Raw genomic sequence first — 25,137 nt, 5'->3', positions numbered from 1 at the left:
CGCGCTCTCCGTTATTTTCCGGTTCCGCAGGCAACGATCAGTCGCTCGTCCTCGGATTCATTCATTTTAATCGTCTGGGCCGGACACTCGGCCGGACAGATCCCACAACCCCGGCACTTCCTCGGATCAATTGCGGCAACCCCGTTATCATCAATCACCGGAACCTGCCAGGGGCAGACCCGAACACAGGTCAGGCAAGCGACGCAACCATCCCTCTCAACCCAGGCAACTTTTCCTTTATCACGCAAATCCTGCTCGGTGACAAACCCCTTGTCCAAAGCCATTTCCCTGATCGCTGACATGATATCGGAAAATCTGACATCCTGGGGGCAGACAAAGACACAACTACGGCATTTTGAACAGTGCCAGATCAGGTCGGACTTCATCAACCTGTCTTTCAACCCCATCCGAATCATGTGAATGATTTTCCGTGGATCAAACTCCGGGATAGCCTGACTTACAGGACAGATACCACTGCAGGCACCGCATGAAAAACAGCTGTTAAGGTGTTCCCCTCCCGGCAACCCGATAACTTCCGCACTGAACGATGCGTTGATTTCTTTGCTGCTTATGCCCATAAAAAACCTCTGGTTCTGATAAATATATGATATTGCAGTAATTTCTATACTAAAAAACCGATTCTCTTCAGGGGAACCGCGCAAAATGAAGCGCGGTTCAGTATGCTACCCAATAGCCTTTTTTTTGTCAACAGCTCTGAAAACCCGCACCGTTTGCGGGGCAACCCTCCGGTCAAACTAGAAAACGAAACTCCCCCTTCCCCAGAAGGTCCTGCAGGTGAAGAACGCCTACCAAACGACCATCGCGCCTTTTGACCGGCAGAATTGTGATTTCGTGGCGCTGCATGATACTCAGGGCATCAGCGGCAAGAAGACTCTCCTCAATTGTTTTGGGGTTTGGACTCATCGCCTCCGCTATCTCCATGCCAGCGAGGTTTTTCCCCTGGGAAACTATTCTTCGGATATCGCCATCGGTAATAATCCCAACCATATCTTCGCCGCTCATGATCAGCACCGCACCGAGATTCCGGTCATTCAGGACCCTGATCGCTTCAACAAGCGGTGAAGCAACAGATATCTGGGGAATCCGGTCCCCGGTCATCATAACCTCGGCAACTTTAATCTTCAGACGTTCGCCAAGGCTTCCGCCTGGATGATTCCGCCTGAAATCACTGGCTTTAAACTTTTTGCAATTCAGCAGAACAACGGAAAGCGCATCTCCCATCACCAGGGCAGCTGTTGTGCTCGCCGTAGGAGCCAACCCCAGAGGACAGGCCTCGCGCGGAACCGCGACCCTCAAGACCGCATCTCCAAACCCGGCCAGACTTGACTCCGGATTCCCGGTCATGGCGATAATGCCGACCCCTCTTTTTTTCAGACTGGGCAGCAGGATATTCAATTCGCTTGTTTCACCGCTATAGGAAATAGCCAGGACAACATCTCGCTCATCAACAAGACCAAGATCCCCGTGCATTGCTTCAACCGGATGGAGAAATCCGGAAGCAGTCCCGGTACTGTTCAGGGTGGCGGCGATCTTCTGCCCGATAAGCCCGGATTTGCCGATCCCGGTTATAATGACCCGGCCGGTGCAAGCCATGATCATATCGACCGCCTTGTTGAATCCGGGTCCCAACTGATCCAGTAGAGAGGTGACCCCCTCTGCTTCTATCCTGATTACTTCTCTGGCCTGATCAATATACATCCCGGCAACCCTGCTCTCATTTATTTGCAACAGCTACAGCCTAAAGCGAGTTTGTGGAAATCCTTGTCCGGTTCAACCGGATAATCGCCGGTGAAACAGGCCAGACAGAATTTGTCCGCCCTGTCGCCGGTGGCTTTGACAAGCCCCTCAACACTCAAATAGGCCAGAGAATCAAGATCAAGATAGTCTCTGATCTCATCCACGGTTTTTTCGTTAGCGATCAATTCTCCGCCGGAAGGGAAGTCTATCCCGTAATAGCAGGGGTTGCGGGTGGGCGGGCAACTGATTCTCATATGAACCTCTTTCACCCCAACTGCACGCAGCGATTTGACCCTGCTTCGCCCGGTAGTCCCGCGAATAATTGAATCCTCGATAATGATGACCCTTTTCCCCTCCAGGAATGAACGGATGGGATTTAATTTTACCCGCACCGAGAAATCTCGCATCGACTGGGTTGGCTGGATAAATGTTCTGCCGACATAGTGATTTCTGATCACTCCCATCTCAAGCGGTATCCCTGAAGCCTGGGAATAACCTATCGCTGCATAGTTGCCGGAATCAGGAAATGGCATGACAAAGTCGGCGTCAACGGGAGATTCAACGGCGAGCAACTCACCCATTTTTTTTCTGCATTGATAAACATTGGCGCCAAAGATATCGCTGTCCGGGCGGGCAAAATAGACATGCTCGAAAATACAGCAACTTTCCCTCTCCGCCTTCTCCATATGCAAGGAATTCAGACCCGTATCGTCGATGATCAGTATCTCGCCGGGTTCAATATCCCGAACATATGTCGCTTCGACCAGGTCAAGGGCGCATGTTTCCGATGCTACAATATACGAACCATTGTTCAACTTGCCGAGACACAGGGGGCGAAACCCGTTCGGGTCTCTCACCGCCACCAGTTTATTCTCGGTCATGAGAACCATTGAGTAGGCGCCTTTGATTATTTTTACGGTCTCGCCAATCGCATTTTCAAAACCGAGATGTGAAGACTTGGCCAGAAGATGAATAACGACCTCACTGTCCATGGTCGACTGAAAAATTGACCCGTCTTTTTCGAGCTCTTCCCTTAAACTTCTTATGTTGACCAGATTCCCGTTATGGGCCACTGAAAGGGTGCAACCAAGATGGGTTGCCGTAAAAGGCTGGGCGTTGACAATTGTTGATTCGCCGGTGGTCGAATATCGCACATGGCCGATGGAGATATGTCCGACAAGGGATTGCAGGATCTCTTCACTGAATACTTCCGGCACCAGCCCCATCCCCCGATGCTGATGGATCATCGCACCATCGGAGGTAACAATGCCTGCGCTCTCCTGCCCACGGTGCTGCAGGGCATAAAGCCCGAAATAAGTGAGTTTTGCTGAATCCGGATGGCCGAATATCCCGCACACCCCACATTCATCACGAGGTCTGTCCGGAACAGGTTGCATTACCATGCTATTCACCTCTGGGAATCTTAAGGCTGTCAAGAAGCATCGAAAATACCTAATATTTTCAAAAACTTAACCGCACAATAGTGTTCCTGCCGCCAGCAACGGCCGGATTGAAAAAAGTGGACATGATACCCTTTTTTTTATGCTTCGGGAACACTTTTTTTTTACAGGAAAGATAGCTACTTACGCTGTTTGTGGTGGTCTCTGCCGGCAAAGAAATTTGCCCATGCGGAAGTGTTGCACAATGACCAGTCCCGGGGAGGAATAAAACCTTTTTTCAGACATTCACTTTTCCGATTATTTGCCAGCCGCTCATACACCTGCACATAGAAACATCTTTTCCTGCCAGGGAAGACCTCACACCAGCCGTTGCTGCTTCCCCCACAAGGACCATTCAGCAGATATTTTGCACATCCGGATTGTGGACACACATAGGCAAGATCGTCCAGCGTACAATCACCACAATCCTTACAGCCGACCAGAATGAGCTTCGCAAGATATTCAAGACGGTGAAATGATCCGGAGCCATCTTCCGCGACCAGTGTTTCACAGGTTTTTTTAGCTACATCATATAAAATCCCACTCTCCGAAAAAACCGCATCATGGACAAGATCGGCAAATGTATAGGGCAATGACCATTGATACTTCCGTCTTGATGAATGCTCAGGGCTGTTCAGGCCGCTGGCCTGATTTTTCTCAAAATAATAAAAAGGTTTTCTGACTCCATAATTTGGGCAGGCGGAAAATTCCGGCAAAAACCCGGGCCAGTCATCAGCCCACTGTTCGGCATCGGTCAGCAGCTGGTCAACCTCGCTGAATTCCAGCCCGGGGCCACCGATATGCACCCCATCATAACCCAGACCCTTCAGAACACACAAAAGCCGCGCACCCCTTTCCAAGGATGCCTTTCTCCCTTTGTCGAAACTTGAGAATTCCTGCCGCAGCATTTCATAAAATTCATCGGTGAGAACAACCCCGGGCACCTTTCCCCGATTCATCAACTTTGCCACAAAAGGGGTCGGGATAAAGACATTACCGAGCATGGGCAGGTCCAAGGACTCTTCCTGCCGGTATTGGATAAGTTCGTGGAATTTGCGAGCATCAAAGCCAAGCTGGGTAATGGCAAAGTCCGCCCCGGCTGAAACCTTCCTGTGCAGCTTGAAATACTGCCCGATCTGCTCGGCTTCTGAATACTTGAAAGGAGAAACCGCCACCCCTTTGAAAAAAGAAGTGCTTTCAACACCACTCAGATCAGGACACCAGGGCCCAGCCTCGTTATGATCCGAGTTCAAATGGCCAATGAGATCAAGAGCGTGGATTGTATCGAGATCAAAAACAGGTTTGGGGTGGCCACGATATCCCTTTTGCGGATAATCCCCGGCAATGACCAGAAGATTTTGCAACCCTTCGCGATCCCAGGCAAGGAGGAGACTTTCCATCTGATTGCGGTTTTTGTCTTTACAGGAGAAGTGGATGATCACATCAAGACCGGTTTCCATGATCTCAACACCCAGAACTTCCGGAGACAAGGCGGGATGCCCCCCGGCATTCTCGGTAATGCTGACCGCCTGCATCCTGCCGTCAGCAAAGGCATCTCGGGCAAACCTGATGGCTTTCTCCTGGGCTGCACTGCGGACACCCCTGCTCGGGACAAGCTCCATGGTAATCGTGAATTCTTCAGGATCTCGAAGAGACTGTCTGAATCTTGAATGAACTGAATCGGCCAAAGCTTCCCTCCTGTAAACAACAAATCCATTTTGCTCTTCTGATCACCTGCCACTCTATTCAAATGAAGATACCTGATAATTTCCTTTGGCGGAAGCTCTTCCCCCGGGTATCAATATAGAATAGATTTTCCGATCAGCAGAGGAGATGATGAGTAATCAGACCGACAACCGATATGCCTCAGCAGAAGTGTATGACCAGCGGGCGAAAGAATATGATGCCTGGTTTGAAAACAACCCTCTTTTCGCAAGTGAATTGGTCGCATTGCAAAACATCAGGCGCAATATTGCCTCCCCCGCCCTGGAAATCGGCATCGGCCCCGGCCGTTTTGCTCAATCCCTGGGGATCCAGTTTGGCATCGACCCGGCATTTTCCCCACTTGTCTTAGCAAAAGAAAGGGGACTTTCTACCTGCCGGGCTGTCGGAGAATCGTTGCCATTTATCGACAACGCCTTCTCGGCAGTATACATTCTGTTCACCGAATGCTTTCTGGAGGATCCGGTATTGGTATTCAGGGAGTGTTCCCGGGTTCTGGGAAAGAGCGGGGTCCTGATTGTGGGCATGGTTCCGGCAGAAAGCGAATGGGGGAAAAATCTTGCAGAAAAGGAGGCGACGGGCAATCCTTTTTACAGATCCGCGCGGTTCAGCACCGTCGAAAAGCTCAAGACCATGCTCGCCGAATGCGGGTTTCAAGCCATTGAATCCGTCTCAACCCTTTACCAGAATCCAGAGAATAAACCATATCCCGAAAAACCGAGAAAAGGGTTCTCTGAGAAAGCCGGATTCGTTATTCTCGTCAATATTTCAACCGCAGGAGAAAACAGACTCGCACCTACCACGAATATGGCAGCTTGCCATTGATCTCAATGATTTTTTGTGTGACGCCAATATAATTTCCAATGGTCAGTTCTTTCATGACCCTGCTGACCATTTCCCTTGATGATCCGACCATGTTGGCAATATCCTGATGCGTAAGCTTCTCCTGAATAACCAGCTTGTCACCATCAGGAACCGCAAGCTGCATGAAAAGCCTTGCCACCCGGCCATATACATCCATAAGGGCAAGGCTTTCAATTTTCCGGTTGGCTTTCCGGATCCTTTCATTGGCTCCTCTTAACAGCCCGAACACAATGTCCGGATTGTCCGAAATAATCCTCCGGAAATCCTTTTTGGCAAGAACCAGCACCTCACACTTTTCCCGGGTAACGACCGAAGCGCTCCTTGAAGCGCCTTCCTCTATAGCGGTCATCTCACCGAAATAATCGCCCGGGCCAAGAATTGACAAAATTATCTCTTTGCCGTTCTCATCGACAATATTAACTTTAACCTTGCCACTCGTGACTATATACAACGAGTGCGTGTCATCTCCCTGACTGAGTATCACCGTATTCTTCGGGAAACTCTTTTTAGCAGCCACCGCCATGATGATGTCCCGATCTTTTTTCTCAAGACCGGAGAATAGCTCATTTTCAGCAAAAATTTCATCCATTGCATCCACCTTCCATTTTATTGTTCATTTGGCAGCATTTAACAGATTACAGCAAGATGCCACTTTTTCAATCGAATTATAACTCTCTCCTAGCAAATTACACCTCTGCACAGCACATATCATCCCCCGGCCAACTGCTCGTTCAACTTGAAAATTAGCGAAAACAGGCGGAATATATTTCTGACAACCTATTGCACCTTTTGCCAAACTGTTGTTACCTGTAAAAAATCTTTAGGTGTTATTAAATCACAAAAATCAGGCAACAAACTTCACGGTTTATTTGTAACACTGAGATATATAATGGATTCATGACATCGAGCCGACAGCACAAATCGAGCCAAGACCCTGACAACACGATCTTTTCCATGATTGTACACCACGTCCCGAAAGCCGGTTTTTGCTGGAACTTTATTTGTTGACTTTAATACTCAGCTCTATGTAATCTAGGAGTGGAAAACTCTACATGTCGAGGTTCCAAACCCGACCTTCTTTGATATGGGTTCCACTTATTTAATATATTAATATCCTAATTAAGTTAGAAATGGAGAGGAAGATCATGAGCGTTAATACTTCAGGCGCATTATTCAGAAAGATCCTGTGGAGTACATTGCTGGCTGCATTTCTGCCGTTGGTCGTTTCATGCGGAGGGATGGACCCGCGCGACGTGGATGTTGAGCTTGAAGAATCAGCTCCGGAAGTCAAAATTACTTCATACAATAAAGCCCTCTCGGAACTGGGAATCATGACCGGTGTCTATGATACCGGCCTTGTCAATATAATGTCCACCGACATTGCCGACAATACAGGCACCGCCGCTACAACCGGTGGCGAAATCCAGAGGAATATTACCGAGATCATGAAAAGCACCCTGAACTCGATAGGTGGCGGTGTTGGCTATGTCCCCTACGACCCGGCCTTTATTCAGAACCAGATGGTCACCGGATACTCTTCCTTTGAGAACAAAATCAAACCCGATGTGGTATTAACCGGTGGCATCACCGAATTCGACAGGGGACTTGAAACCAGAGGAGAAGGAATGGATGCCGCTGCAACTGCCAATATCAAGGGAATCAAAACCTCCCTGCCATCAGAACAAGTTGGGGCAAACTTCGGCAACACCGGAAAAACCGGCAAGGCGCGTATCACCATTGATTTTAATATGATAGATCCCAACACGTTGACCGGCATCCCGAAAATGACCACCACCAACAGTATGGAAGTCCACAAAGCCATGAAGGAAAAAGAGATCGGCCTTACTCTTTTCGGCCCGACTTTCGGACTGAAGGGTTCCGTCAAAAAAGTACAGGGGCGCCATGAAGCGGTTCGTCTGCTCGTTCAGGTCAGTATGGTACAAATGATCGGTAAATATCTCAATCTTCCATACTGGAGATTGCTTGGAGACGATGCAAATCCAGACCCGATCGTGCTGGAATCATTGGAAGAAATATACTACTCGATGGATGATGCCGCCAAAACCGCAGCAGTGCAGCAATGGCTTTACATTCACGGCTACGATCTTCAAATGACCGGTCAGCTTGACTCTCAGACCGAAGCCGCATTGGCAAAATTTGATCCCGCCTACCAGATCGGCAGCAAGAAAATATCCAAGGACCAGTTTATTGCAATTTATACCACCATGCCTTTCCGTGATGAAGCCCGTGCACGCCGCAAAGCGTTGAACAATATCCTGTACGAGGCGGCGATGGCCGCAGAAGCGAATGCTGCCTCCACCCCACAGGTTGCTGCTGCTCCGGTTGCCCAGAACGTTGAAACTGCGGTATATGCCGACCAGGAAATTGCCCAGGCCCAGGCCGCTCCAGCCGCTCAACCCGAAGCCGCTCCCGCTCCGGCGGCTGCACCAAAGAGAGCCGGGTTCGGTTTTGGTCGTAAACTGAAAGACGATGAATGGTAAAATCTGCCTGTTTAACGGGTGTTATCATAATAACAATTAACAATTTTCAGAAACTGAATGATATACATGCAGGGAGGAACAAACATGCGCATCCTTAGAATTTCAACAATCCTGATCGCAATAGCCCTATTATGCTCACCATTAACGGCACTGGCCGGCAACAAAAAAATCATGACCACCAGAGCCGCTAAGATTATAGCTGAGCGAGCAATCGTAGAGGCAATTTACGGACTCAAAATCAGATCCACCGAGTCGGTGGAAAACATGATGGCAACGAGCTTTGAAGGCCGGACCGAATCAAAGACCAAAGCTGAGATCCGGGGCGTCAAAATCGATGAAGTGGTCTACGACGCCGAAAAAGACATTGCCAAAGCCACCGCCACGATCACTCTTAACGAGTTTGAGAACATCGACGGCATGCCGATGAATTTTAACGGCAAGTCTTTTACCCGGGTCGGTTTTGCAACCTCCACCCCTGCAATGGTTGCCCCTCTTGGCGCATTGCGTGCCGCAGAAATTGATGCTTACAAACAACTTGCAAAACGGATAGTCGGCTTCACCCTGGAAAGTGAGACGACCGTTGAAAATTACATGCTCAAATCAGATGTGGTTAAATCAAAAGTACTCGCAACCATCTACCTTGCCAGGCTGAAAGACTACGGCTGGGACGCCGCTGGCGATGCCTTTGTGAAACTCACAATCGACACCAAAGAGGTCTCTGAAATTATCGGCCAGAAGATCCTGGATCCGGATGAATTTATAGAGGTAGAAGGCCAGGGCGCTCAATCTGACGATTTCTCTAGAGCCCAGACCAAATGATCACGATAAAAGCCTGTTGCGACAATTGGAGATGATCATGAAAATCAAATATTTTTTGTTCGGCGTTGGTGTCACCCTGATGTTTCTTCTGCTAACCGGGGCATACCAGGTAATTGAAGTTGAAGGAACCCCAACTCTTGCTCTCGATAACGGGCGTTATCAGCTTTCGTCATGGGCAACTTCCATAGGCGACAAAGGTGGGGTTATAGGTGCCTTTGTTATCGACACAGTTACCGGCGAAACACGGACCGTATACAGCCGTGAATATGGGTCTGTACTTGAGAGCAAAATAGTTAAAAACGAATTAAAAAAACCGTTCAGTTCAGTGAAGTGATTATATCATTACGCACAATGGTGCGGCTTTATCCAAATCAACCCCGGGCCTCATAATTTTGGCAGGGAGAAGAGACCGGGGCTGAAAATGATGTGTTTGAAAAAGGCGTTGGCTATGACCAAAAGACTTTCTAACACCATACTGGTATTTGTGCTACTTACAGCACTTACGTTGTTCTCTGTTAGCGACAACTCGGCCATCGGAAAAACACTTACTTCGACCGATCAGGAATATGCCTATGTCACTCTTGATTCCATGGAAGCAGAGTATCACCCTGCCAATAAAGTAGTAATTGTGAAAGGAAGCATTAAAAACATCTCCCGAATTGTTCTGCGGGGGCACCTTGTTCTGCACATTCTGTCAATATCCGGTGCCGTGCTCCACTCAACAGAAATGCCCATAAAGGGGCATCAGCCGATTATGAACGGAGAGTCCGTGTCGTTTGACACTGTTCTGAATGTTTCCAACGTCTCCGGCGCTGCAAAAATCAGCGCCGATTTCACCTGGGATTAACCGCAAATGGTTTACAGAAAACCCATATTTACAAAGAGTGATTTGTTCACAGAAAAATTGGCAAAAGTTCACTGTCAGTTGAGCGGAGCATTTGTATAATGCATATTATGTTATTAAGGCTTCCAAATGTCTATTCAAGTATCCAAGGCAGAAACAGAACGAGCCTTTCTTTTGAATATTATATTCACCTTTGCATGTAACACTGACTCTTGGAAATTATATACGATCACTTGCTGACCAGTAATAAATGAACAATCTCAATTCTGGAACAGCCTTCAGGCGTTCCGGGAGGGCCGCTATGAAAAAAGTACTATTGCTGACGATTCTTGCTCCCTGTTTTTTCATCACCGCCGTCTCTCCGGTTGCAGCCGAGTCCAATGTAAAGGGCGCGGTGCTGAACATCCCGGACCAGATTTCCAAAGATGTAAACGTAGCGGTGGGCAAAGACAGTACAGCCCATCAGAGTTCAGTTGCACTTAAGAATCTTGATATGTCCGGCGCGGTTATTAACGCCAATAAAGGAAAGCAGAACGTCAACGTTGCTGTTGGCAACAAAGCTGAGGCAACCCAGGGATCAATAAAACTTGGTGGCAAACTCACCGGCGCAGCGATCAACACCAACATGGTTGACAAGAACATTAACGTCGCCGTTGGCAACAAAGTTTCTGCCAATCAGGCATCAATAAATACCAAGAACAGCAATATTACCGGGGCTGCAATCAATACGGCCATGGGCAAAAATGCCATCAATGTCGCTGTAGGAAATCAGGTTGATGCGAACCAGTCTTCGATCCGCATGGAGAACAGCACGTCGACCGGCGCAATCCTGAATACTTCCGTGGTTGACCAGTCAATTAACGTCGCGGTCGGCAACAGAGTCAAAGCGAGCCAGTCTTCAGTGGTAATGGATAACAGCAAATTGACTGGCGCCGCCATAAATACGGCTGTCGGTAAAAACATGATCAATGTCGGAGTTGGAAACAGGGTCGAAGCCAACCAGGCGTCAATCAAAATGAACGGCAGTCAGGTGACCGGCGCCGTTTTGAATACTGCCGTCGGTCAGAATATGGTCAATGTCGGAGTCGGCAACAGGGTCGATGCCACCCAGGCAGCAACAACCCTGGAAAAATCAAAGCTCACCGGTGCCGCCATTAATACCGCTGTTGGGCAAAACATGGTTAACGTCGGGGTCGGCAACAGGGTCGAAGCCAATCAGGCCTCCATTAAAATGAGCGGCAGCCAGATGACCGGTGCAGCCATCAACACCGCAGTCGGGCAAAATCTGGTTAATGTAGGCGTCGGTAACAGAGTCACCGCAAGCCAGGCCGCAACCAACCTTAATAATTCATCGGTTACCGGCGCGATTGTCAACAGTGCCGTCGGCCAGAATCTCGTCAATGTAGGCGTCGGCAACAGGGCTGAAGCAAGACAGGTCGCAACCAGCTTGGAGAACTCCAAGGTCAAAGGCGCAATTGTCAATACCGCTATCGGTCAGAACCTGGTCAACGTTGCAGTCGGCAACCGGGTTGAAGCCAACCAGGCCTCAGTGAAAATGGAGAACAGCAGCCTTGAAGGTGCCGCTGTGAACTCTATCGGAGCCCTTGGGGCAGTTAACGTTGCCGTAGGGAATCGGGCTGAAGCAAATCAGGCCGCACTGAAGATGGAAAACAGTACAATGAAAGGCGCAGCCGTTAATACGGTCGTCGGCGGCGCTCTTAACGTTGCTGTCGGCAATCGGGCAGAAGCCAACCAGGCCGCTGTGAACATGAAAAACAGCGAGTTCAAAGGCGCTGCAGTCAATACCGTTGGCGGAGCGGCTTTAAACGTTGCAGTCGGCAATAGAGCCGAAGCAAACCAGGCCGCGGTCAAAATGGAAAACAGCAGCTTCAATGGTAACGCGGTGAACACCGTGGCTGGGGCTGGCCTGAATGTTGCGGTGGGGAACAGGGTAGAGGCCAATCAGGCTGCCGTCAAGATGGAGAACAGCAGTTTCAAAGGCAATGCCGTCAACACCGTCGGCGGTGCTGCCCTGAACGTTGCTGTTGGTAACCGGGCCGAAGCAAACCAAGCCGCTGTGAACATGAAAAACAGTGATTTCAAAGGCAATGCGGTGAACACCGTGGCCGGGGCAGGATTGAACGTCGCTGTCGGCAACAGGGCTGAGGCCAACCAGGCTGCAGTCAAGATGGAAAACAGCAGCTTCAAGGGCAATGCCGTGAATACCGTTGGCGGCGCCGCCTTGAACGTTGCTGTGGGGAACAGGGTAGAGGCCAACCAGGCCGCCGTTAAAATGGAGAACAGCAATTTCAGCGGCAACGCAGTGAACACCGTGGCTGGGGCTGGCCTGAACGTTGCAGTAGGCAACAGGGCTGAGGCTAATCAGGCTGCGGTCAAAATGGAGAACAGCAGCTTCAAAGGCAATGCGGTAAACACCGTTGCCGGAGCTGCTCTGAACGTTGCTGTGGGCAACAGGGCCGAAGCCAACCAGGCCGCCGTCAAAATGGAAAACAGCAGTTTCAGCGGAAATGCAGTAAACACAGTTGCCGGTGCTGCTCTAAACGTCGCAGTGGGCAACAGGGTAGAGGCCAACCAGGCTGCGGTCAAGATGGAAAACAGCAGCTTCAAAGGCACTGCTAAGAACACAGTCGGCGGAGCCGCCCTGAATGTTGCGGTGGGCAACAGATCAGAGGCCAATCAGGCAGCCTTGAAGATAAAAAACAGCAATGTTTCCGGAAATGTAAACAATCAGGTTGCCGGCGCGGCTTTGAACGTAGCAGTGGGAAACCGTACAGTTGCCAATCAGGCAGCTACCAACATCGAAAACAGCGATGTTAAGGGCAACATCACCAACACTGTGGGTGGTGCAGCACTGAACGTTGCCGTCGGGAATCGTGCGATAGCCAATCAGGCGGCCACCAACATCGAAAACAGCACGGTCCGCGGGAACATCAAGAATACAGTTGGGGGTGGAGCACTGAACGTCGCCGTCGGCAGCAGAGCTGAAGCCAACCAGGCCGCGACAATCATCAGAAACAGCAATGTCGGCGGCAATATCACCAATAAGGTTCGTGGAGGGGCCATTAATGTCGCAGTCGGCAGCAATTCCGAGGCCAACATGGGCACCACCAAAATCGAAAACAGCACCGTCCGGGGCAATGTTTCAACCAATGTCCACGGCGGTATGGTGGCAGTAAATGCCGCTGTCGGATCCGGTTCTGAAGCCAATTCCGGCGCCGTAATTATAAAAAGTGGCACTGTGAATGGCAATGTATCGGTTTCATCAGGTAGAGGTATTACGGTGAACGACACTGATTCTCCCTTCAGTTTCGGACAGAATATCAATGTCGCCACCGGTGGCAGCAAGTCCAACAAAAACTCAGTTATCATGAAGTAGAAGCGCGGGTGTCCACACTTCTAAACAACCACTTAAGGAGGGGTTAAAATGAAGAAAGCAGTCATCGCAGTAACAGCATTAAGTCTGGTCATGGGTTTTTCAACTGCCTCAATGGCAAAATCCGACATTAAAGGTACTGTTTCCAACCAGTCCAATGTCAGCAAGTCCGCAAACGTTGCCATCGGTAAGGGTGCCACCGCCAGGATGGGTTCGGTAGGCGTTAAAGGCTCCAACATTCAAGGCACCGTTTCCAACAAGTCCAATGTTGACAAGTCTGCAAACGTTGCCATCGGTCAGGGCGCTACCGCCAACATGGGTTCCGTGTCTCTTGACAGGGCTAATATCAAAGGCACTGTTTCCAACCAGTCCAATGTCAGCAAGTCCGCAAACGTTGCCATTGGCAAGGGCGCTACCGCCAATATGGGTTCTGTAACTGTGAAGGGTGGTAATGTAAAGGGCACCATTTCAAACCGGGCCAACGTCGACAAATCCGCCAACGTTGCTATCGGCCAGGGCGCTACCGCCAACATGGGCTCAGTTACCATGGAAAGGGGCAGTGTGCAGGGCACCGTTTCCAACCGCTCTAACGTCAGCAAGTCCGCAAACGTTGCCATCGGCAAGGGCGCTACCGCAAATATGGGTTCTGTTACCATGAAAAACAGCAACATTAAAGGGACTGTTTCCAACAAGGCTAATGTTGACAAGTCTGCTAACGTTGCCATCGGTCAAGGCGCTACTGCCAATATGGGTTCCGTGACTTTGGACAGAGCTAATGTGAAAGGCACTGTTTCCAACCAGTCTAACGTCAGCAAGTCAGCAAACGTTGCCATTGGTAAGGGCGCTACCGCAAATATGGGTTCTGTCACCATCAAGAATGCGGACATCAAAGGCACAATTTCCAACAAAGCCAATGTTGACAAGTCTGCTAACGTTGCCATTGGTGCTGGTTCCGAAGCCAGCATGGGATCAGTTACTGTTGAATAATGGATAAACCTCTGTTATTATTTTGATCAGCTAATAACAGCCTGTTGATTTGGTTTTGATGTTAAAGGTCAATTGATTTGAGGGATGTAAGATGAAAAATATCAAATTGTTTTTACTATTATCACTGCTCCTCTTTTCATGCTTTGGTGTTGCCATGGCCGATGATCTAGATGACGGCATATCAAAATCCACTGACGACGGTATCGCCAGTTATGATGACATGGGAAAGGGCGACAAGAACATCAAATTCATCATCATGAATTCCAAATCACAGGCTGCAGTTGCCCAGCATAGCGCCCAGAGGGGTGCTTCTTCCTCCAGTTCCAGTTCCTCTTCCGGGAGCGGAGACAACAACATGAATAGTGTTGTCATGGGTGCGGGAAGCACCATCCATGGGGATGTCATTATTATTGATGAGTCTAAGGGTGACAAGATCCAGACCAGCGGCAAATAGACTCTGATCGCAATCCAGGGTTGGAGTTTCTCCATCCCTGAAAACAACATGAGCCGTCATTCTTTCTTCAATACTGGAAAGAATGACGGCTCTTCTCTTATCAGAATCACAGCAAGGATCAACAATGAAGGAGTTTGACAGCAAGCTGATCCCGATACTTCGAGAGGGCATCGAAATTATTCGAATGATTCTTTTTAGAACGATCCAGGGACAGATTCAGGAACATCATAAAGAGAGCGACAGTCGTTTCGGAAATATGCTGGCCGGAGCCGTTTTGAATGCACTGTTTGCCCAGGCAAACACCGAGGAACCTTTTGCCTCGTTCACCCGCGAAAACAAAGCATTGATTGATCAGGAAATTGCGGCTCTGACTGAAACTGGCGAAAGAGTCCTGATCCCTCTAACAGATGCTCTGCGCATGCAAACCATCTGTAACCGTATCGAACGGGGAGAAGATGCGGACGACTCAGTTCTCCGCACGGCTGAAGACCGTGGCCTTCTCCTGACAGATCGCAGTCTGCCAATGCCCAACTCATTCCTCGACATGGTCAGAAGGCTGGGCAGCTCTCATGGCCTGGTTGTTCCACCTCGCCCTATGAATCAGGCAGATTAAAAGTTGTCTCCTTTCACAACACGCTCAGCACAATTTTTTCATAATGAAAATGAACACAGCTAGGGTCGTGACATTTTCTACCCTCCCCGCCAGTCACAGGGAGTAACAGGCTTGGTTTCTACTCAGATACAACCGCAATTTGATTTTGCTTTACCCTTCCAATAGAATTAATATCACAGTAGTATATTTCATGAATTTCAAATCATAATTTGAGGAGCGAGCAATGGATCCTATTTCCCTGATGCCGCCTCCGGAAGCAATTCCGGTTTCCTGGGTCTGGCTGCAGATCTTTCTCATAGCAACCACTTTTCTTCATTTTCTGGCAATGAACATTATGCTGGGCTCCGGTTTCATTGCACTTGCCGGGCCACCGGCCGGCGTTGACACAGAACAAAATTCTCTCAGCAGAGATCTGGTCCGGACCCTCCCCTACTCGCTGGCATTTACGATAAATTTCGGTGTTGCCCCCCTCTTATTCCTCCAGACATTATACGGCCAATTTTTTTATACCAGCACAGTCCTCATGGCCGCTTTCTGGTTGACTATCGTGGTCCTTCTTATCATCAGTTACTATCTGGTATACTTATACAATTTCCAGTTTGAGAGATGCGGTCACCAGACCTTGTTGCTCGGCCTGCCGATCGCCATGTTTCTGCTGATCTCTTTTTTCTTCACAAACAACATCAGCATCATGCAGGATCCTGCAAGCTGGCTCGGATATTTTTCCTGCCGTGGCGGTTGGATGTTGAATCTTTCCGACTCAGCCCTGCTTCCCAGATATCTTCATTTTATCTTGTCTGCGATCGCCGTTGGAGGTTTATCCCTGGCAGTTTTTTCAGACCGTGATCAGGGGTTGACCCAAGAAACTCGCAAAAAGCGAATTACATACGGCTGCAACTGGTTCACCTACAGCACCATCATCAATTTTGGCGTGGGCTTCTGGTTCCTGAGCGCCCTGCAAAACAATATTATTATTACGCCTGATCCGGCCGGCAAAGCTTTTTTCATAATGATAATCGCTTCCGTTGCATTCTGTGCCCTGTCAGTGATTTATGCTCAATCTTATCGAATTTATAAAGCTACACTGTGGACACTCGCAACCATCATGATGATGACTGTTGCCCGTGAAATCGCTCGCAACAGCTATCTGCAGGATTACATTAACATCTCCGAGCTACCAGTCAATCCGGTGTACGGTCCGTTCATCATCTTTTCTACCGCCCTACTCTTTGCAATTTGGCTGATATGGTGGATGATGAAAAAAGTCTGCAGTGAAATGGAGGGTAAGTCATGAACTATCCAGTATGGCAACTAGACTTTGCCGGTGGCGGTCTTCTTATTGCCCTGATTGCGACTCTTCATGTCTATATTTCCCATTTCGCGATCGGCGGCGGACTTTTTCTGGTGCTTACGGAACATAAGGGCTTGCGTGAAAACAGTCCAAGTATCCTAGGGTATGTTTATAAACACACCCGACTTTTTGTTCTACTCACCATGGTGCTCGGGGCTTTGACCGGAGTAGGTATCTGGTTCACAATCTCGGTTCTAAATCCGGCCGCAACTTCTAAACTGATCCATCTCTTTGTTTTTGCGTGGGCCACCGAGTGGGTCTTTTTCCTGGTCGAGATCATTTCCTTGTTTATCTATTACAAAACATTCAACCGAATCAGCAACAGGACCCATCTGACCATCGGCTGGATATATTTTGCCGCAGCGTTCTTATCGCTGTTTGTGATCAACGGCATTGTAGGTTTCATGCTTACCCCGGGCGAATGGCTAATCACTGGTAATTTCTGGCACGGTTTTTTTCATCCCACGTTTTGGCCGTCCCTCTTTTTCAGATTCTTTCTCGCCATCATGTTGGCAGGCCTGTTCGGCTTCCTTACCGCTTCATGGTCAAAAGATGATGCTCTGAGAACAACCCTTGTCCGTTATTGCGCCAAGTGGCTTCTGGCCCCCTTTGTTCTCTTTCTCACTTCCGCATGGTGGTACAAAAGCGCCCTGCCCCCGGACATGCACGAATTGATTTTTAAAAACATGCCCGACATCCAACCTGTAATCAAGATTTTCATTGTCTGTTCACCTCTGATTATTCTTGGCGGCCTCGGTATGGCAATTAAGATGCCTGCCAACATCAACCGGGGTCTGGCAGCAGTCATGCTGGTACTCGGCCTCTTTTATCTTGGCTCATTTGAATTCATCCGCGAAAGCGGGCGCAGACCGTATATTATTCATAACTTCATGTACTCAAACACGATTCTGAAAACTGAGATCGATGCAGTAAAAGATGCTGGAATTCTGCATACAGCAAAATGGGTCGATACCCGGGAGATTAAAGACGAAAACATGAGCAAAACAGGCAGACAGGTCTTTGATCTTCTCTGTCTCTCTTGCCATTCCGTCGGTGGTCCGTTCAACAACATCACCTCATTGACCCAAGGCATGAAACCCAAAGGCATGACCTTTATTTATGAGAGTATGGGAAATAAAAGAGCATACATGCCCCCCTTTATCGCTACCGCGAAGGAAGCAGAAGCCCTCACCCATTTTATCTTCAGTGATCTGGAGAGATGAAACAAGACGCCCCGGAATCCCCGGGGCGTTTTTCGTTACTATTCCACTTACATCCGTATCTTTTTCTACTGGATGTCATGTGAACAGCTTTAGCACTCCCTTTTATGGAATTCGCAACATTCCTCAATAGCATTGCACGGGCAGAGCGCTCTTCTATAAAGAGTAATAAGCCCTCGCCAACAAACACGGCGTGCTGAGGGACAAAGAAAGACCCTACCTTTGTCCTGGATAAATTCAGTCACCGGGTAAAATCATATTTGGTAAGCACGACAGGGTTGTCAGTAGACAAGGAGGCCGAAGGACAGTGTGTATTCTTCTCGGTCCTTCCATATTAGATGGGAAGAGAAAATTCAATTGGTACGCCCGACAGGATTCGAACCTGTGACCTACGGCTTAGAAGGCCGGTGCTCTATCCGGCTGAGCTACGGGCGCGTCCTGGATAAACCTTCATTCAGAAGTTGCTTTTTTTAGCACTTCACTCCCGACTTTGCAACTCTTATTGTTTGAACTTACGCCATTATGCTTCATTCAACTCAGAGTCCTGAAAACGGTTAAGACGAAAAGCAGCCTGCTAACTAACACCGTAAACAAATCAGTTGCCATCCCAATCCAAAAAATGTCTGCCGCCTGTCCTATTTGCCACCTTTCTTCTCTTTCCAGACCGTCGTCCCTTTCGCAGTATCAATCACCTCAATACCCTGACTGGCAAGCTGATCGCGAACCCCGTCAGCTTTGACCCAGTCACCGTTCCGGCGGGCATCTTCCCTTTCTTTTATGAGCTTGTCAATTTCCGGGGCCAAAGGACATTCCTCAAGTTTCAGAATATTGAGCACCGAATTGATCCGCCTTAACGCATCAAGGATATACGCCTTCTGGTCCCGATCAAGCCGCCCTGCTTCCAGAATAGGGTTGACCCTCTTGGCGAAGTCAAACAAGGCTCCAAAAGCCTTTGAGACGTTCAGATCATCATCGAGTCCTGCAAAAAACCTTTCCTCAAGCTCTGTCAGATAAGCGGCCACTTCAGGATGGGGCAAGTCAGGTGGAAGGCACAGAATCTTGATGCAGAATTCGTCGAGCCTCTTCAAACTTGCCAAGGCTGCATCAAATTTCCGGTAAGAAAAATTGATGGGTTTACGATAATGCGTTCGTAACAGATAATACCGGACCTGGCGGGCTGAATATCCTTTAGCAACAAGATCTTTCAGGGTAATGAGATTCCCTGCCCCCCGGCTCAACTTCTTTCCTTCTACCAGCACAAGCTCACTGTGCAGCCAGAAATTGGCCAGCGGTTTGCCGCTGAGTGCCTCGGCAATGGCGATCTCGTTCTCATGATGCGGAAACATCAGATCCCGACTGCTGGAATGAATATCAATAGTATCACCAAGGAAATGACAAGACATCGCCGCACACTCAATATGCCAGCCAGGTCTCATCTTTCCCCATTCGGTTTCAAAATATATTCCGCTCTTCAGCTCAGTAAGGGCTGATCTTTTAAGCAGGGTAAAATCAACCGGGCTGTCCTTCTCATAATCATCCAGATCAACGGTTTTCCCATGCTGGATCTTGCTGAGATCGATACCGGAAAGCCTCCCGTACCCGGAAAATTTGGAAATATCAAAATAGATGGAGCCATGTTTTTCGTAAGCAAAACCTTTTTTCACGAGGTCACGGGACATATCGATCATCCGGTTGACATGTTCCGAAGCCTTGGGATATTCGGTAGCAGGGAGTACCCCTAAAGCTGCAATATCCTGCTTGAATTGGCTGATATATCCAGCAGTGAAATCGGCAACAGACTGACCGTTCTCCTCGGCACCTCTGATGGTGTTGTCGTCGAGGTCTGTGAAATTCATGAAGAACTTCACCTCATAGCCACGGTACTTCAATGTGCGACTCACAAGATCGGAATGAATAAAGCGTCGACAATGGCCCAGATTGGCCGGCTCATGCGCGGTCGGCCCACAGGTGTAGAAAGTTACCGTTTTGGGATTTACAGGTCTGAAGAGCTCTTTGCGCTTCGACAGGGTATTGTAAAACTTGAGCCGGGATACAACCTCCACCTCCTCCTTGACCTGTTCTGCACTAAACAGCGGGGTGGAAAGATATTTCTCGCCGCCATCCGGGAAAATAACAACTATGAGGCCCTTCTCAATCTGGGCAGCTCTGGTCAGAGCGGCACACATGGCCGCTCCGGAACTCATCCCGACAAACAAACCCTCCCTGGCCGCCAACTGTCTGGCCTTACTAAAAGCCTCTTCATCAGGGATATTGATCACCTGAAAGGGTTCATTTCGCTTGAATATCCCGGGCTTATATGACTCCTTCATATTCTTCAGACCCTGAAGCTTATGACCCAGAAACGGTTCCATGGCGGTCACTTTCACCTCAGGGTGATGTTCCGCCATATAACGGCAGATCCCCATCACGGTGCCTGTGGTTCCAAGAGTTGCAACAACATCCGTAACCTTGCCATCGGTCTGCTCCCAGATTTCCGGGCCGGTATGCTGGTAATGGGTCTGCCAGTTGGCATCGTTATTGAACTGGTCAGTCAAAAAATAACGGTCAGGGTGTTCCCGGGCCATGGCGTAAGCCTGTTCAATCGCTCCATCCGTTGCTCTTTTGGCTGGAGTGAGAAGAATTTCCGCTCCATAGGCGGTCATGATCTTGCGCCGTTCAATACTTGCTGATTCCGGCATGACCAGCTGACATTTATAGCCCTTGACAGCACAGACCATCGCCAGACCGATGCCTGTATTGCCGCTGGTTGCTTCAAGGACAATCTTGTCCGGCGTCAGTTCGCCGCTCTTCTCAGCGGTCTCGATCATGTTGAGAGCAATACGCTCCTTAACCGAACCTCCCGGATTAAATGACTCAAGCTTCGCAAGAATTAACACATTCTTGTATGGATTCAGCCTCTGAATAGGGACTAATGGAGTATTGCCGATCCTGGAAAGAATATTGCTGTATTTTTTCATCTGCCCTATATCTGCTCATCTTGAAGGAAAAGAACCTATTCTTAATTCCTGGAAACTAAAAAAGCAAGCCTCCCGATGGGAGGCTTGCTTTAATCGACAAAATGACCTTCAGGTCAAAATCTACTTTATGCTTCTTTGGTCAGCTTAACCGAAATGGCCACCTTGTAAAGTACGGTCAGGATAAAGGCGCCTGTTGCCCACACTGCGGCGGTGATGCCTAGCTCAATAGCCGTTGGGTAGTACTCGACATAATAGTCAAGCGGGGAAGGCACAAACCCGCCAAGAACCAGGCCAAGCCCTTTATCAATCCATAGAGAAAGGAAGATAGCGCCGCAGAGCCAGCCGATTTTGCAGTAACTGTCACGCATTTTCGGGAACAACAGGGCAATGGTTGCTGCCATGCCGATGAACATTGAGAACCGCATCGGCCCAACCAGATTATCATAAAGAACTCCACCATCTTCATGGCCAAAAAAGAGATAATCCAAAGTATGCATATGTCCCGGAATATTACTGTAATATCCGACAAAGAGTTCAAGTCCGACAAAGAAGAAGTTCAGGATCGCGGCATAAGTGATGATCGTCACCAACTTGTTGATTGCCTCTTTACCAGCATCAAATGCAGTATAGCGTCGAAGTATCAACGCACAGATAACCAGCAGGGCAGGACCGGCCGCAAAAGCTGAGGCCAGGAAGCGTGGAGCCAGAATGGCAGTCAACCAGTAATGACGTCCTGGAAGACCGCAGTAGAGAAACGCCGTAACCGTATGGATACTGATCGCCCAGGGAATTGAAATATAGATGAGCGCCTTGACCCATTTCGGCGGGGGAACCTCTTTTTTCTCAGCATTCAGAATCACCCAGCCACCAACAATATTCAGGAACAAATAGACGTTCAGAACGATCATGTCCCAAAAAAGAATAGAGTTTGGAGTCGGATGCAGAAGAACGTTCAATGCCCGCATCGGCTGACCGAGATCGGCAAGAATAAACATCAGGCACATGGAAACCGCTGCCACGGCCATGAATTCACCCAGGATCGTAATCCTCCCGAACACCTTGTAATTATGCAGGTAGTAAGGCAGCACCAGCATAACTCCTCCGGCGGCAACTCCAACCAGGAAGGTGAACTGGGAAATATACAGTCCCCATGAGACATCCCGGCTCATACCGGTTATCCCGAGACCGTAGTTGAACTGCTGAACGTAGCACAAGCCCCCCACACCCATTATGGCGAGGAGAATAGCCAGCCATGTCCAGTATAATCTGTTTCCAGATAGTGCTTTTTCAATCATGACTTTTCACCTCATATTATATAGAAAATCGACGGCTTGGTCCCAAGCGCCGGTTTCCGCTGAATGGTAAATTTCTCCCTCAAAACCTTTGACACCTCAGAATTCGGGTCATTCAAGTCGCCAAAAATAATGCCGTCAGTTGGCCGGCAGGCATCGACACAGGCAGGCTGTTTGCCTTCGGCCAGTCTCTCGGCGCACATATTGCATTTCTCGACCACACCCCGCATTCTGGTGGGAAAATCAAGATTCGGGCGACGAATATACTTGTATGATCCGTCTTCATTCTTAACTGCGGGATTCCGCCAGTTGAAGCTCCTCGCCCCATAGGGACAGGCCGCCATACAGAACCGGCACCCGATGCAACGATGAAAATCCATCAACACCATTCCGTCAGCATTCTTGAAAGTCGCCTTGGTCGGACAAGCCCTTACACAAGGAGGATTGTCGCAATGGTTACAGAAAGTCATAATCGGCAGATCGACAAGCTGCGTATTCTTTTTATATTGACTGTGATCGGGAAATGCATGACCAAAGGTCTCCGTCCAGATCCATTTGATCTCATCCTTCTTGTTGTCCTTCCCGAAGTCCGGGACATTATGGGTGGTATGGCACGCATTGATACAGCGCTGGGCAAGATCTTTATCGGCGGCGAATTTCTGAACATCCACTACAAATCCATATCGCTTACCGGTTGGCGCTTTATCTTCCCCGTGGCCGCTACCGCCGCCTGAAGCAAATGCCTCGCCTTTCAACAAGGAATTGAATGCTGCAGGTGCTGCAATGCCGGCTATTGCTGAAACTCCGGCCAGTTTAAGAAATTTTCTTCTGCTGTTATCCATCAGTTCGCCTCCTTAGGCTGGATGTGGCAGTCCCAGCAGTAAGGTTTTACAGCTGTATAGGTATGGCACTCGTCACAGAATTTTGCTTTGTTGGTGTGACACTTCATGCAACCCTTCTGCAGACTCCGAATATATTCAGTCCCGTCATGGGTAATCCCAGCACGGGTCCCGCCACTTCTGACAATATCATCCCGCCACTCATTCAAGAGCTGCATATGAGACGTACGCATATAATCCACTGCTTCTACACATTCCTTGGCGTTCTTCGGCTTCTCCGGGTTCGGCAGATGGCCGGCACTGCCGAAACCGTACCAGATCGGGAATGTGATCAGGCCCACAAAGACGATCAGACCGGTTATGATCTTTCCTTTATCATACATCTGTTTCACCCTCATTTGCTGCGAGAGGCTCGAACCGGAGTCCGGAATCTCTCTCTTTTTCCCCGTCCATGATGAGAGCATTTCCGACCAATTCGGAAACACCGCACACCTCAACGTTCGGATTCCAATATTGCATCAGGGCCAGAAGAGTGGCACGGTCAATTGCACAAACACAAGCAAGCATATTGACACCGTACTTTTCTTCAACGTACTTTACCGCGTTGGCGCGCGGCAGACCAGCCCGCATCCTCAGATCCATGATCTCACCGGTGTTCAGACCGGTGCCGCTACCGCAGCAGAAAGTCTGTTCCCGGATTGTGTTTTCAGGCATATCGTGGAAATTATTGCAAACATTCTCAAGTATGTAACGTGGTTCATCGAGCAAACCCATGGCCCGGGCAGGATTACAGGAATCATGGAAAGTGACTATCCGGTGATCGTTCCGGGACTTATCGAGCTTCAACTTGTCGTGCTTGATAAGATCGGCAGTAAATTCACTGATATGAACCATCTTGGTGGAAGCGGCGTTTTCAAACACGGTGCCGGTGATCGGTGATTTCGGGACCTCAAGAAAATCGGCAGGGCCGTTCATGGTATCCATATACTGATGGATAACTCTCCACATATGACCACATTCACCGCCCAGGATCCATTTAACCCCAAGTCTTTTGGCCTCGGCATACATCTTGCCGTTCAGTTTCTTCATCAGCTCGTTGTTGGTGAAGAGCCCGAAGTTGCCACCCTCGGAAGAATAGGTACTGATCGTATAATCCAGACCGATATGATCGAAAAGAAGCAGATAGCCCATGAAGGTGAAGATGCCGGGATCTGCAAATACATCGGCCGAAGGAATTACAAAAAGGATTTCAGCTCCCTTCCGGTTGAATGTAAGGCTGTTCAGTCTTATGCCGGTCACTTCCTCGATATCATCAAGAAGGAATTCAGCATTCTCTTTAAAGGTGTGCGGCTGGAGACCGAGATGGTTCCCTGTCCGGTTGGAATTTGCCGCAGGCTCAAGGATCCAGTTGGTATTGACTCCGACCAGATGGAGAAGCTCACGTCCCATCATGGTAATTTCGGCTGTATCAATCCCATAGGGGCAGAATACTGAACAACGCCGGCATTCAGTACACTGGTAGAAATACATGAACCACTCTTTAAGAACCTCAAAGGTCATCTCCCTGCCGCCGGCGAGGCTGCCAAGGATTTTTCCGGCGGTGGTAAAATCATTCCGGTAGACCGACCGCAATAGTTCGGCCCGCAGTACCGGCATGTTTTTGGGGTCTCCGGTGCCAAGAAAAAAGTGACATTTGTCGGCACAGGCACCACAACGCACACAGCAGTCCATGAAGATTTTGAAAGAACGGAACTTTTCCAGCCGCTCCTTCATCCCCTCGAGGAGGATCTGCTGCCAGTTATCCACCAGCTTCCAGTCATCACTCTCAACATCCCAGACGCGAGCCGGACCGAATTTCCCGGGAAGATTTTTGCCATGATACGCTGCCATGCTTTCCTTGCCCGGGTAACAGTAGTTCCCCGGCTTGAACACTGCCGGCGTATCCATCCAGTCCTTCTTCGGGACGGCGCCCGTCATCAGCGACGGGTCTTTCGCAACGCTCTCACTCATTTGTGCAACTTTAGTATCTGCCATTTTCGTAGTTCCTTATCAGCTGATTTTC

21 protein-coding genes and 1 tRNA gene are annotated in these 25,137 nt (G+C 49.1%); 11 read left to right on the top strand and 11 right to left on the bottom strand.

Annotated features, from left to right (window positions below):
• Nucleotides 1-11: 11 nt before the first annotated feature.
• The 4 genes from KKG35_02110 to KKG35_02095 form a co-directional block, all read right to left on the bottom strand.
• Nucleotides 12-578, bottom strand: coding sequence for a 4Fe-4S dicluster domain-containing protein (locus tag KKG35_02110; protein ID MBU1736912.1), 567 nt, complete (start codon nucleotides 576-578; stop codon nucleotides 12-14).
• 172 nt (nucleotides 579-750) lie between these two features.
• A complete protein-coding gene (locus KKG35_02105) occupies nucleotides 751-1,719 on the bottom strand; it encodes a KpsF/GutQ family sugar-phosphate isomerase (GenBank protein MBU1736911.1) in 969 nt (322 codons plus the stop codon).
• A gap of 20 nt (nucleotides 1,720-1,739) precedes the next feature.
• Nucleotides 1,740-3,161 carry an amidophosphoribosyltransferase gene (locus KKG35_02100; GenBank protein MBU1736910.1) on the bottom strand — a complete coding sequence of 474 codons (1,422 nt, stop codon included), beginning with the start codon at nucleotides 3,159-3,161 and terminating at the stop codon, nucleotides 1,740-1,742.
• Between the two features lie 176 nt (nucleotides 3,162-3,337).
• Complete coding sequence (locus tag KKG35_02095; protein MBU1736909.1) at nucleotides 3,338-4,885, bottom strand: methylenetetrahydrofolate reductase C-terminal domain-containing protein; 1,548 nt, start codon at nucleotides 4,883-4,885, stop codon at nucleotides 3,338-3,340.
• A 145-nt stretch (nucleotides 4,886-5,030) separates the two neighbouring features.
• Between KKG35_02095 and KKG35_02090 the strand changes: the two genes are divergently transcribed.
• Entirely contained in the window at nucleotides 5,031-5,744 is a 714-nt protein-coding gene (locus KKG35_02090) for a class I SAM-dependent methyltransferase (protein ID MBU1736908.1), read from the top strand.
• On the opposite strand, the gene KKG35_02085 is transcribed toward KKG35_02090, so the two are convergent.
• Nucleotides 5,716-6,372 carry a cyclic nucleotide-binding domain-containing protein gene (locus KKG35_02085; protein ID MBU1736907.1) on the bottom strand — a complete coding sequence of 219 codons (657 nt, stop codon included), beginning with the start codon at nucleotides 6,370-6,372 and terminating at the stop codon, nucleotides 5,716-5,718. The two genes, KKG35_02090 and KKG35_02085, sit on opposite strands and share 29 nt — an antisense overlap.
• A gap of 556 nt (nucleotides 6,373-6,928) precedes the next feature.
• On the opposite strand from KKG35_02085, the gene KKG35_02080 reads away from it, so the two are divergent.
• The 10 genes from KKG35_02080 (at nucleotide 6,929) to KKG35_02035 (ending at nucleotide 17,969) form a co-directional block, all read left to right on the top strand.
• Complete coding sequence (locus KKG35_02080) at nucleotides 6,929-8,284, top strand: DUF4384 domain-containing protein (protein MBU1736906.1); 1,356 nt, start codon at nucleotides 6,929-6,931, stop codon at nucleotides 8,282-8,284.
• 84 nt (nucleotides 8,285-8,368) lie between these two features.
• Nucleotides 8,369-9,103 (top strand): hypothetical protein, encoded by a 735-nt coding sequence (locus KKG35_02075; protein MBU1736905.1) that lies wholly within the window; start codon nucleotides 8,369-8,371, stop codon nucleotides 9,101-9,103.
• A gap of 37 nt (nucleotides 9,104-9,140) precedes the next feature.
• Nucleotides 9,141-9,437: a curli assembly protein CsgF gene (locus KKG35_02070; GenBank protein MBU1736904.1), complete on the top strand. Its 297-nt coding sequence runs from the start codon at nucleotides 9,141-9,143 to the stop codon at nucleotides 9,435-9,437.
• A gap of 114 nt (nucleotides 9,438-9,551) precedes the next feature.
• Nucleotides 9,552-9,950, top strand: a complete 399-nt coding sequence (locus tag KKG35_02065; GenBank protein MBU1736903.1) for a hypothetical protein — start codon at nucleotides 9,552-9,554, stop codon at nucleotides 9,948-9,950.
• Between the two features lie 298 nt (nucleotides 9,951-10,248).
• On the top strand, nucleotides 10,249-13,344 hold the full coding sequence (locus KKG35_02060) for a hypothetical protein (GenBank protein MBU1736902.1): 3,096 nt from the start codon (nucleotides 10,249-10,251) through the stop codon (nucleotides 13,342-13,344).
• 48 nt (nucleotides 13,345-13,392) lie between these two features.
• Entirely contained in the window at nucleotides 13,393-14,328 is a 936-nt protein-coding gene (locus tag KKG35_02055) for a hypothetical protein (protein MBU1736901.1), read from the top strand.
• A 91-nt stretch (nucleotides 14,329-14,419) separates the two neighbouring features.
• Nucleotides 14,420-14,782, top strand: coding sequence for a hypothetical protein (locus KKG35_02050; GenBank protein MBU1736900.1), 363 nt, complete (start codon nucleotides 14,420-14,422; stop codon nucleotides 14,780-14,782).
• A 124-nt stretch (nucleotides 14,783-14,906) separates the two neighbouring features.
• The gene (locus tag KKG35_02045; GenBank protein ID MBU1736899.1) at nucleotides 14,907-15,395 is read left to right on the top strand and encodes a hypothetical protein; all 489 of its coding nucleotides are present in this window, start codon (nucleotides 14,907-14,909) and stop codon (nucleotides 15,393-15,395) included.
• Nucleotides 15,396-15,618: 223 nt separating this feature from the next.
• On the top strand, nucleotides 15,619-16,689 hold the full coding sequence (locus tag KKG35_02040; protein MBU1736898.1) for a hypothetical protein: 1,071 nt from the start codon (nucleotides 15,619-15,621) through the stop codon (nucleotides 16,687-16,689).
• Nucleotides 16,686-17,969, top strand: a complete 1,284-nt coding sequence (locus KKG35_02035; protein ID MBU1736897.1) for a cytochrome ubiquinol oxidase subunit I — start codon at nucleotides 16,686-16,688, stop codon at nucleotides 17,967-17,969. Before KKG35_02040 ends, KKG35_02035 begins: the two co-directional genes overlap by 4 nt.
• Before the next feature lie 355 nt (nucleotides 17,970-18,324).
• Here KKG35_02035 and KKG35_02030 read toward each other — a convergent pair.
• The 6 genes from KKG35_02030 to KKG35_02005 all read right to left on the bottom strand — a co-directional run bounded on the left by KKG35_02030 (nucleotide 18,325) and on the right by KKG35_02005 (nucleotide 25,052).
• Nucleotides 18,325-18,401 (bottom strand) — tRNA-Arg (locus tag KKG35_02030).
• 200 nt (nucleotides 18,402-18,601) lie between these two features.
• Nucleotides 18,602-20,944 (bottom strand): cysteine--tRNA ligase, encoded by a 2,343-nt coding sequence (gene cysS / locus KKG35_02025; protein MBU1736896.1) that lies wholly within the window; start codon nucleotides 20,942-20,944, stop codon nucleotides 18,602-18,604.
• Between the two features lie 125 nt (nucleotides 20,945-21,069).
• Nucleotides 21,070-22,239 carry a polysulfide reductase NrfD gene (nrfD, locus tag KKG35_02020; GenBank protein MBU1736895.1) on the bottom strand — a complete coding sequence of 390 codons (1,170 nt, stop codon included), beginning with the start codon at nucleotides 22,237-22,239 and terminating at the stop codon, nucleotides 21,070-21,072.
• An 11-nt stretch (nucleotides 22,240-22,250) separates the two neighbouring features.
• Entirely contained in the window at nucleotides 22,251-23,078 is an 828-nt protein-coding gene (locus KKG35_02015; GenBank protein ID MBU1736894.1) for a 4Fe-4S dicluster domain-containing protein, read from the bottom strand.
• Nucleotides 23,078-23,458 (bottom strand): sulfate reduction electron transfer complex DsrMKJOP subunit DsrJ, encoded by a 381-nt coding sequence (gene dsrJ / locus KKG35_02010; GenBank protein ID MBU1736893.1) that lies wholly within the window; start codon nucleotides 23,456-23,458, stop codon nucleotides 23,078-23,080. The genes KKG35_02015 and dsrJ overlap by 1 nt, the downstream gene beginning before the upstream one ends.
• Nucleotides 23,451-25,052: a (Fe-S)-binding protein gene (locus KKG35_02005; GenBank protein ID MBU1736892.1), complete on the bottom strand. Its 1,602-nt coding sequence runs from the start codon at nucleotides 25,050-25,052 to the stop codon at nucleotides 23,451-23,453. The genes dsrJ and KKG35_02005 overlap by 8 nt, the downstream gene beginning before the upstream one ends.
• Nucleotides 25,053-25,137: the final 85 nt, after the last annotated feature.

The organism is Pseudomonadota bacterium (assembly GCA_018823285.1).
In the GTDB taxonomy this organism is placed as follows: Bacteria; Desulfobacterota; Desulfobulbia; order Desulfobulbales; family JAGXFP01; genus JAHJIQ01.
The sequence above is the reverse complement of the archived record's forward strand: the minus strand, read 5'-3'. Positions and strand labels throughout refer to the sequence as shown.

Coding starts and splice junctions, on each gene's coding strand:
- KKG35_02060 (MBU1736902.1), top strand. CDS start 10,249: ATGAAAAAAGTACTATTGCTGACGATTCTTGCTCCCTGTTTTTTCATC.
- KKG35_02065 (MBU1736903.1), top strand. CDS start 9,552: ATGACCAAAAGACTTTCTAACACCATACTGGTATTTGTGCTACTTACA.
- cysS (MBU1736896.1), bottom strand. CDS start 20,944: ATGAAAAAATACAGCAATATTCTTTCCAGGATCGGCAATACTCCATTA.
- KKG35_02035 (MBU1736897.1), top strand. CDS start 16,686: ATGAACTATCCAGTATGGCAACTAGACTTTGCCGGTGGCGGTCTTCTT.
- KKG35_02045 (MBU1736899.1), top strand. CDS start 14,907: ATGAAGGAGTTTGACAGCAAGCTGATCCCGATACTTCGAGAGGGCATC.
- KKG35_02055 (MBU1736901.1), top strand. CDS start 13,393: ATGAAGAAAGCAGTCATCGCAGTAACAGCATTAAGTCTGGTCATGGGT.
- KKG35_02080 (MBU1736906.1), top strand. CDS start 6,929: ATGAGCGTTAATACTTCAGGCGCATTATTCAGAAAGATCCTGTGGAGT.
- KKG35_02085 (MBU1736907.1), bottom strand. CDS start 6,372: ATGGATGAAATTTTTGCTGAAAATGAGCTATTCTCCGGTCTTGAGAAA.
- KKG35_02040 (MBU1736898.1), top strand. CDS start 15,619: ATGGATCCTATTTCCCTGATGCCGCCTCCGGAAGCAATTCCGGTTTCC.
- KKG35_02005 (MBU1736892.1), bottom strand. CDS start 25,052: ATGACGGGCGCCGTCCCGAAGAAGGACTGGATGGATACGCCGGCAGTG.
- dsrJ (MBU1736893.1), bottom strand. CDS start 23,458: ATGTATGATAAAGGAAAGATCATAACCGGTCTGATCGTCTTTGTGGGC.
- KKG35_02075 (MBU1736905.1), top strand. CDS start 8,369: ATGCGCATCCTTAGAATTTCAACAATCCTGATCGCAATAGCCCTATTA.
- KKG35_02105 (MBU1736911.1), bottom strand. CDS start 1,719: ATGTATATTGATCAGGCCAGAGAAGTAATCAGGATAGAAGCAGAGGGG.
- KKG35_02015 (MBU1736894.1), bottom strand. CDS start 23,078: ATGGATAACAGCAGAAGAAAATTTCTTAAACTGGCCGGAGTTTCAGCA.
- KKG35_02100 (MBU1736910.1), bottom strand. CDS start 3,161: ATGGTAATGCAACCTGTTCCGGACAGACCTCGTGATGAATGTGGGGTG.
- KKG35_02070 (MBU1736904.1), top strand. CDS start 9,141: ATGAAAATCAAATATTTTTTGTTCGGCGTTGGTGTCACCCTGATGTTT.
- nrfD (MBU1736895.1), bottom strand. CDS start 22,239: ATGATTGAAAAAGCACTATCTGGAAACAGATTATACTGGACATGGCTG.
- KKG35_02090 (MBU1736908.1), top strand. CDS start 5,031: ATGATGAGTAATCAGACCGACAACCGATATGCCTCAGCAGAAGTGTAT.
- KKG35_02050 (MBU1736900.1), top strand. CDS start 14,420: ATGAAAAATATCAAATTGTTTTTACTATTATCACTGCTCCTCTTTTCA.
- KKG35_02110 (MBU1736912.1), bottom strand. CDS start 578: ATGGGCATAAGCAGCAAAGAAATCAACGCATCGTTCAGTGCGGAAGTT.